Origin of the sequence: Citricoccus sp., from assembly GCF_032154715.1 — a bacterium.
Classification (GTDB): domain Bacteria; phylum Actinomycetota; class Actinomycetes; order Actinomycetales; family Micrococcaceae; genus Citricoccus.
On sequence record NZ_JALDXU010000129.1, the window covers coordinates 1 to 7,557 of the forward strand.

At 68.4% G+C, this 7,557-nt stretch carries 3 protein-coding genes and 2 pseudogenes; 2 read left to right on the top strand and 3 right to left on the bottom strand.

The genetic code is table 11. From position 1 onward, the window contains the following. From RUH65_RS14735 to RUH65_RS14745, 3 genes and pseudogenes are all read right to left on the bottom strand, one after another. Window positions 1-425, bottom strand: a pseudogene (locus RUH65_RS14735) (4Fe-4S ferredoxin); the annotation flags it as partial. 177 nt (window positions 426-602) lie between these two features. Further along, window positions 603-3,935: pseudogene (gene fdh / locus RUH65_RS14740) on the bottom strand (formate dehydrogenase); the annotation flags it as partial. A gap of 51 nt (window positions 3,936-3,986) precedes the next feature. Continuing rightward, complete coding sequence (locus tag RUH65_RS14745) at window positions 3,987-5,399, bottom strand: hypothetical protein (protein ID WP_313818366.1); 1,413 nt, start codon at window positions 5,397-5,399, stop codon at window positions 3,987-3,989. Window positions 5,400-5,628: 229 nt separating this feature from the next. Here RUH65_RS14745 and RUH65_RS14750 point away from each other — a divergent pair, with 229 nt between their 5' ends. Both RUH65_RS14750 and nadA read left to right on the top strand, forming a co-directional pair. Beyond that, window positions 5,629-6,345: an NrtR DNA-binding winged helix domain-containing protein gene (locus RUH65_RS14750; RefSeq protein WP_313818367.1), complete on the top strand. Its 717-nt coding sequence runs from the start codon at window positions 5,629-5,631 to the stop codon at window positions 6,343-6,345. Next, window positions 6,342-7,557 (top strand): quinolinate synthase NadA (nadA, locus tag RUH65_RS14755; protein WP_313818368.1); only part of this gene is annotated, 1,216 nt, incomplete at its 3' end. The genes RUH65_RS14750 and nadA, both read left to right, overlap by 4 nt.

Here is a 7,557-nt window from a genome sequence, read left to right on the forward strand (position 1 = left end):
ATCGGGCCGTCCAACGGGCCCGATCGGGTACCGGTGCGGCTGCTGGGACGGATGGCGCCGGCGTCGTCCGCTGCCGTGCCGTCCCCCGCCACGCGCCGGACGGACGGCATGCCGAGGCTGACCAGCGCGCGTCCGGAGGCGCGGGCCTCCTCCACGCGCTGCCGGTCCTGCTCCACAAACGCCACATGGCGCCAGGTATCCGCGCCGAGGCCCTCCGAGTTGTCAAAGGAGGAGTTGGAGAGGGTGTAGTCCGAGTCGACCGGGTTGCGGTTCCACTCCTTGCAGGCCACCTCGCAGGCCTTACAGCCGATGCAGATGGAGGTGTCCGTGAAGAAGCCTTTGCGCGGATGCGGGTGCTCGTAGTGGGCGTCCGCCGTGGGGTTGCCCTCCACGGCCGCGTCCGGCCCCTGGGTCAGCTGCACCATCTAGTCCTCCCTTCCTGTGCGTGGTTCGGTGGCCGGGGGCTGAGGTCCGGATTGCTGGCCCGGGTGCCGGCCCAGCGGACCCGGTGGATCGTGCGGCAGGACCGGCCCGTCCGCGGACGGGTGCGGCCGTGCGCTCGTCATCTCGGGCGGTGCCATCGGGTCAGCCTCCGGCCCGGCGTCCTCACCGGTTCCCGTGACGCCCTCGTTGCCGCTGTCGACCGTCAGGCCCGCCCGCCGCTGGTAGCCGGCGACGAAGTCCAACAGGTCGGTACCCCGAGGCCGGCGGCCCGGGATGATGTCACAGGCCGCCACCTTGGACCCCTGGATGAGCACGTTCGGATCCAGCGTCACACCGATCAGGTCGTTCGCGGAGTCCCCGCTGACCACGGCGTCACCACCGACTCCCCAGTGATAGGGCAGGCCGATCTGGTGGACGGTCTGTCCCTCCGCGCCGCCGATCCGCAGCGGCCGCATGCGTTCGGTGACGAGCACCTTCGCCTCGATGGCCGTGCGCGGCGAGACGATGGTCGCCCAGCCGTAGGGTTCCAGCCCGCGCTCGGCCGCCAGCTCCGGAGACACCTCGCAGAACATCTCGGGCTGCAGTTCGGACAGGTAGGGCAGCCAGCGGCTCATGCCGCCGGCCGTGTGATGCTCGGTCAGCCGGTAGGTGGTGAAGAGGAACGGATACACGTCCGCGCCTGGCATCCCGGCACTGGGCTTGCTGTAGTTGTCCGAACGCGGCACGGTCACCCGGGTGGGGTTGTGCTGCTGCGCGTACATCACGTTCGGGACCGGGGACTCCTGGGCCTCGTAGTGCGTGGGCAACGGTCCATCCACCATGCCCTTCGGAGCGAACAGCCAGCCCTTGCCGTCGGCCTGCATGATGAATGCGTCGTCCCCGGCCAGAGCCGCAGGACCGCCGGCCTCCGGGTCTGGCGTCGTGCCGGGAGCCAGGGTGACCGGGAAGTCCGGCACATCGTTGCCGACCCAGCGGCCCTGCTCCTCATCCCACCAGACGAGCTTCTTGCGCTCGCTCCACGGTCTGCCCTCGGGGTCCGCGGACGCGCGGTTGTAGAGGATGCGGCGATTGGCCGGCCAGGCCCAGCCCCACTCCTTGCCGGCGGGGCCGTCCGCCGCCCCGGTTTCCCGGTCCGCGGCGTGGTTGATGCCGTCCGCGTAGACGCCCGTGTAGATCCAGCAGCCACCCTCGGTGGAGCCGTCCGCCTTCATCTCATTGAACGTGGACAGGTGCTTGCCGGCGTCGGGTCCGGTCAGGTGCCGTCCGTTGATCTCCTGCAGCACCGCGTCGCCGTCCGGCTCGCCGTGCTCGTCCACCGGGTAGTCCCACGTCAGGTTCAACAGGGCGCGGTCCCGCGGATCGGTGGAGCCGGCCAGGCGGGCCCGGATGCGCTGACCGACCTCGTAGAAGAATTGCAGTTCACTCTGCGCGTCGCCCGGGGGCTGGACCGCCTGATGGCGCCACTGCACCAGCCGCTGGGTCTGGGTGAAGGTGCCGGCCTTCTCCACGTGGTTCGCCGCCGGGAAGAAGAACACCTCAGTCTCGATGTCCTCGGTGCGCAGCTCGCCGGTCTCGATCTCCGGCCCGTCCTTCCACCAGGTGGCGGACTCGATCAGCTGGAAGTCGCGGACCACGAGCCACTTCAGGTTCGCCATGCCCATCCGCTGCATCCGGCCGTTGGCCGAGCCCACGGCGGGGTTCTGCCCGAGGATGAAGTAGCCCTCGACCTCGCCGGCCATCATGCCCTCGACCGTCTGGTAGGTCCCGTGTGGCCCGGTCAGTCGCGGCAGGTAGCCGTAGCCCCAGTCGTTCTCCTCGGTGGCGGCATCCCCCCACCAGGCCTTGAGCAGGCTGATGGTGTAGGCATCGGCATTGGCCCAATAGCCCTTCTGCTTCTTGGAGGCGATCCCGTCCAGGTAGGTGGACAGGTCCTCCTTCTCCACGGTCGGCATCGGGAGGTAGCCGGGCAGCAGGTTGAAGAGGGTGGGGATGTCCGTGGAGCCCTGGATCGAGGCGTGACCGCGCAGCGCCATGATGCCGCCGCCGGGCCGGCCCATATTGCCGAGCAGCAGCTGCAGGATCGTGGCGGTACGGATGTACTGGGCACCGACCGTGTGCTGGGTCCAGCCGACGGCGTAGGCGAAGCACGTGGTTCTCTCCCGCCCGGAGTTCTCCGTGACGGTCTGGGCCAGCATCTCGAAGTCCTCCACCGAGATGCCGCAGACGTCCCGCACCATCTCTGGGGTGTACCGGGAGTAGTGCCGCTTGAGGATCTGGAACACCGAGCGCGGGTGCTGCAGTGTCTCGTCCCGCCGCGGCTTGCTCACATCCAGCTCGGGACCGCCCATGCCGTACTGGTCACCGGCGGCTTCCGCGGTCTCCTCGGCACCGTCCTGTTCGGCCGGGGCGTCGCCGTCGTTGCCTCCTGTGGCCTTCGCGGCACCTGCATCCGCAGGGTTCCGCGAGTGCGCGGAGGAATCCGGCTCATAGGACCAGCTGGACATGTCATAGCCGCCGGTCTCCGGGTCGAAACCGGAGAACAGGCCATCCAGGTCCTCGGTGTCCCGGAAATCCTCGTTGATGACGGACGCGGCATTCGTGTACGCGATCACGTAGTCCTTGAACCACTTCTCGTGCTGGATCACGTAGTTGATCAGTGCGCCCAACAGGACGATGTCCGAGCCGGCCCGGATCGGGACGTGCTTGTCCGCCACGGCCGAGGTCCGCGAGAACCGGGGATCGACGTGGATGACCTTGGCGCCGCGCGCCTTCGCTTCGGTCACCCATTGGAAGCCCACCGGGTGGGCCTCGGCCATGTTCGAGCCCTGGATGATGATGCAGTCAGCGTTGGCCATGTCCTGCAGCGTTTGGGTGGCGCCGCCGCGCCCGAAGGAGGTCCCCAGACCGGGAACCGTGGCGGAGTGTCAAATACGGGCCTGGTTCTCGATCTGGATCGCTCCAGCCGCGGTGAAGAGCTTCTTGATCAGGTAGTTCTCTTCGTTATCCAGGGTGGCACCGCCGAGCGAGGCGATGCCCATGGTGCGCCCGAGGTGGCGGCCGTGTTCGTCCACGTCCTGCCACTTGTTGCGGCGGGACTCCAGGAACCGGTCGACCACCATCTCCGTGGCGGTCTCCCGGTCCATCTCCTGCCAGTCCTTGGCGCGGGGGGCGCGGTACAGGACTGTTGTCTGGCGAGTGTCCGAGTTGACGAGCTGCTCACTGGCCGAGCCCTTGGGGCACAGCCGGCCGCGGGAGATCGGCGATTCCGGGTCCCCCTCGATCTGGACGACCTTCTCGTCCGAGACGAAGACCTTCTGTCCGCAACCAACGGCGCAGTAGGGGCACACGCTCTGGACCGCACGGTCCGCCGTGGTGGTGCGCGGGGTGATCTCCGTGGTCTTCCGGGACACCACGGAAGAGCTGCGGCCCAGGGGGTCGCCGCCCAGGAGTTGCCGGAGCACCGGCCATCCCATCGAAGTCTTCCGTGACATGGCTCCCATCCTAATCCACGTGAGGGGTGATGCCAGCGGTCTCGGTGAGGCTCACGTGTCGGTGGACGGTGATCCGCCTGCCGGCATGCTGTCTACGGGGGTTCGGGGAGGTCCTGACGTCGCCACCCCGGGGCCGGCGAGCACCTCCAGTGCCGCCAACAGGATCAGTACCACCGTCAGGACGGACGCGACTCCGGCCGGGCCTGGACGGTCGAGAAGGAGGAAGACCAGCGCTCCTGCAGCGATCACGACGACTTGCAACGCACGGCGATAGGTGGCCAGCACACCGCCCACCCTTTCGCCCGCCAACCCACCTGGCCGACCACCCAGGGTACGGATGCGATGGAATCCGGATGAGATCCCTGTGCGGACGCCGGTGGCGGTCACCGAGCGGCCCGTGAGGTAGGCCGCACCGGCGACGATGACGCCGACCACGAAGGCAGTGCGCAGGCCGGTCCGCAGGAAACGGACGACCGTGTCAAAGGCCGCCGCCGCCGCAGGACGGGACAACAGCTCCGCCGGCACATATCCCAGATAGAGCTCTCGGGCGATCCACAGGCCGCCGGCCAGAGCGAGCATCGAGGCGGCCACCCCCAGCCCGGCGACCATGGTGGCGCGGCGCCGGTTGCGTGCCACCAGAACCCCGGACGCCAGCACTGCTAGCGCACCGATGATCAGCCAAGCCCCCGCAAGGTCCAGTGCCGCGAAACCAGCCTGGGCGGCACCCAGACGGGGCACCTCGAAGAGGACGAACGAAGTGTGGATCTCCGGCACGCTCGCAGCCACGCCGATGCCCCGCTCGACCAATCGCCCCTTAACGATCTCGACGAAGGGCGCGATGTCCAGGGCCACCTGCCCGCCCTCGGAGATCTCCACCCCGTCCCGGGTCTGACCGGTCAGAGTGGCGACCAGCTGGGCGTGGACGGCGCGATTGGCCTCGGCCCACACGTCGGCGAAGCGCTCTGAGGAGACGACGTTCAGCACCTGCCCCTCCACGAAGCCCTGCACGCCGTCTGTCATGGGTACCGAGAGCCCGGTGATCCGATCTTGCATCCCTGCCGGCAGATCGGTGCGCCCGGCCAGTGCTTCCAGCGCGGTCTCAGCGGTCCCTTCAACATCGAGTTCTTCCATCACTGCCGCCGTGACGGTCCGCGAGAGCGCCTGTTGCAGGGCCGGGTCATCGATCAGCGGGTCGATGGTCTCCACATAGGCATCAGTATCCGTGATGTGGGTGTCCAGCCACGACGCCACCACGGAGACGGGGGCCATGACGCATCCGAGGAAGATCAGAATCGCGGCGCCGAACGCACGCAGGCGGCCCGTCCAGCGACCGGACCCTCTGGTGCCCGGCGCCACATCCGGCGGGTTTCGTGGCGAGCCGGCCTGAGCCGCACGGAGGGAAGCGACCTCCGCGCGGAGCCGGAGCAGCTCTTCGTGCTCGGACGATTCCTTCTCGGTGCTCATCTCTCACTCTCCGGGCAGTGCAGGGGACGGCCACCTGCTTGATTCAACCTCGCGAGGCGGGGTGTGGCTTCGGGCATCACACCATCTGGGTGATACCCGAGCCCTCTTCCCCTTAGCGTCCTCATGACTGTAAGATCCAGGTGACCTTAAAGTCGCTTTGACCATAAGCAGGCTGGCGGGGTCGAGTGGGAACGACGTCGTCCACAGGCGAGGAAGACAGGAGGAGTGCATGGAACAGTCATCTGCCCGGTTCGCTGTGTCCACGGTCATCTTCGCCCTGCGGCCGAAAGCCGACGCCACTGATTCCACACCGTCGCTGTGGACACCGTTCGTGCTGCGAACCCGTGAACCGCATCTGGACCGCTGGGCTCTGCCCGGAGGGTGGCTTCCGGCCGACGAGGCACTGGAGTCGGCCGCCGCCCGTACCCTGGGCGAGACGACCGGGCTGCATCCCAGCTACCTGGAACAGCTCTACACCTTCGGCGCGGTGGACCGCTCGCCCACCGGCCGCGTGGTGTCCGTGGTCTACTCCGCCCTGGTCCGCACGGATGAGGTGGAACGGGCCACACCTGGGGAGAACGTCCGGTGGTTCCGTGCCGACCGGCTGCCCCGGCTCGCCTTCGACCACAACGCGATCGTCGACTATGCCTTGGAGCGACTGCGCACCAAGGTCGAGTATGCGCACATCGCCCACACCTTCCTCGGTGAGACCTTCACCCTCGCCCAGCTCCGGTCCGTCCACGAGGCCGTGCTCGGGCAGGAGCTCGACGCCGCGAACTTCCGCCGCTCGATGACCGCTTCCCCCGACATCGTCGCCACCGGCGAGCTGATGGCCGGCACCCCACACCGGCCACCCAAGCTGTATCGGTACCGCAACCAGACGCACGCCGCCCGGCGCCGTGACGTCCAACCCGAGAATCCCACCGCAGAAAGGGTCCGACCATGACGGCCCACCCGACCACCGTCCGCCAGCATTCCCCCGCGGGGGCGCCCCCCTCCTCCGGGGCTCCGATCGACGCCTCCGTGGACCGGACCCTGAAGCTCATCGCCGCCGGTTCCGCCGGTGGGTCCTCCTGCGCCCCCTCCTTGGACTCCGCACCCTGGATGCTCGACGCCGGCCCGGACGGAACGCTGCCCGGGCCCGGCTATGGCCCCGGGGCGTCGCAAGACGACCCGCTGCCAGGGGCGGCACCGCGCCAGGGCGAACTGCCGGCCTCCTACCGGGAGGCCACCGACGAGGACCTCCACGAACGGATCCGCTCGGCCAAGACCGAGCTGGGCGACCGCGTGGTGGTGCTGGGTCACTTCTACCAACGTGACGAGGTCGTGGCTCATGCCGATTTCGTGGGGGACTCCTTCCAGTTGGCCAAGGCAGCCCGAACCCGCCCCGAGGGGGAGGCGATCGTCTTCTGCGGCGTGCACTTCATGGCCGAGACCGCCGACCTGCTCTCCACACCCGAGCAGTCGGTGATTCTGCCCAACCTGGCCGCGGGCTGTTCCATGGCGGACATGGCGGACCTCGATTCCGTCACGGACTGCTGGGAGCAGCTCGAGGAGGTCTACGGGACCGCACCAGACGCCGACGGCAGGGTCCCGGTCATCCCGGTGACGTACATGAACTCCTCCGCGGCGCTCAAGGGCTTCGTCGGCGAGCGCGGCGGCATCGTCTGCACCTCCTCGAATGCGGCTCAGGTGCTGGAGTGGGCCTTCGAGCGCGGACAACGCGTGCTGTTCTTCCCGGACCAGCACCTCGGGCGCAACACCGCGAAGGCGATGGGCATCCCCCTGGAGCAGATGCCCCTGTGGAATCCGCGTAAGCCACTGGGCGGCAGCACCGAGGACGAGCTGGTGGAGGCCAGGGTCCTGTTGTGGCACGGCTTCTGCTCGGTGCACAAGCGCTTCACGGTCGCCCAGATTGAGAAGGCCCGGGCCGATTTCACTGACGTCCACGTCATGGTGCACCCGGAGTGCCCCATGCCCGTGGTGGACGCCGCTGATTCCTCCGGATCCACGGACTTCATCGTCAAGGCCATCGAGGCGGCCCCGGCCGGGTCCACCTTCGCCATCGGCACGGAGATCAACCTGGTCCAGCGCCTTGCCGCCCAGTACCCGCAGCACACCATCTTCTGCCTGGACCCGGTGATCTGCCCGTGCTCCA

Coding starts and splice junctions, on each gene's coding strand:
- RUH65_RS14745 (WP_313818366.1), bottom strand. CDS start 5,399: ATGAGCACCGAGAAGGAATCGTCCGAGCACGAAGAGCTGCTCCGGCTC.
- RUH65_RS14750 (WP_313818367.1), top strand. CDS start 5,629: ATGGAACAGTCATCTGCCCGGTTCGCTGTGTCCACGGTCATCTTCGCC.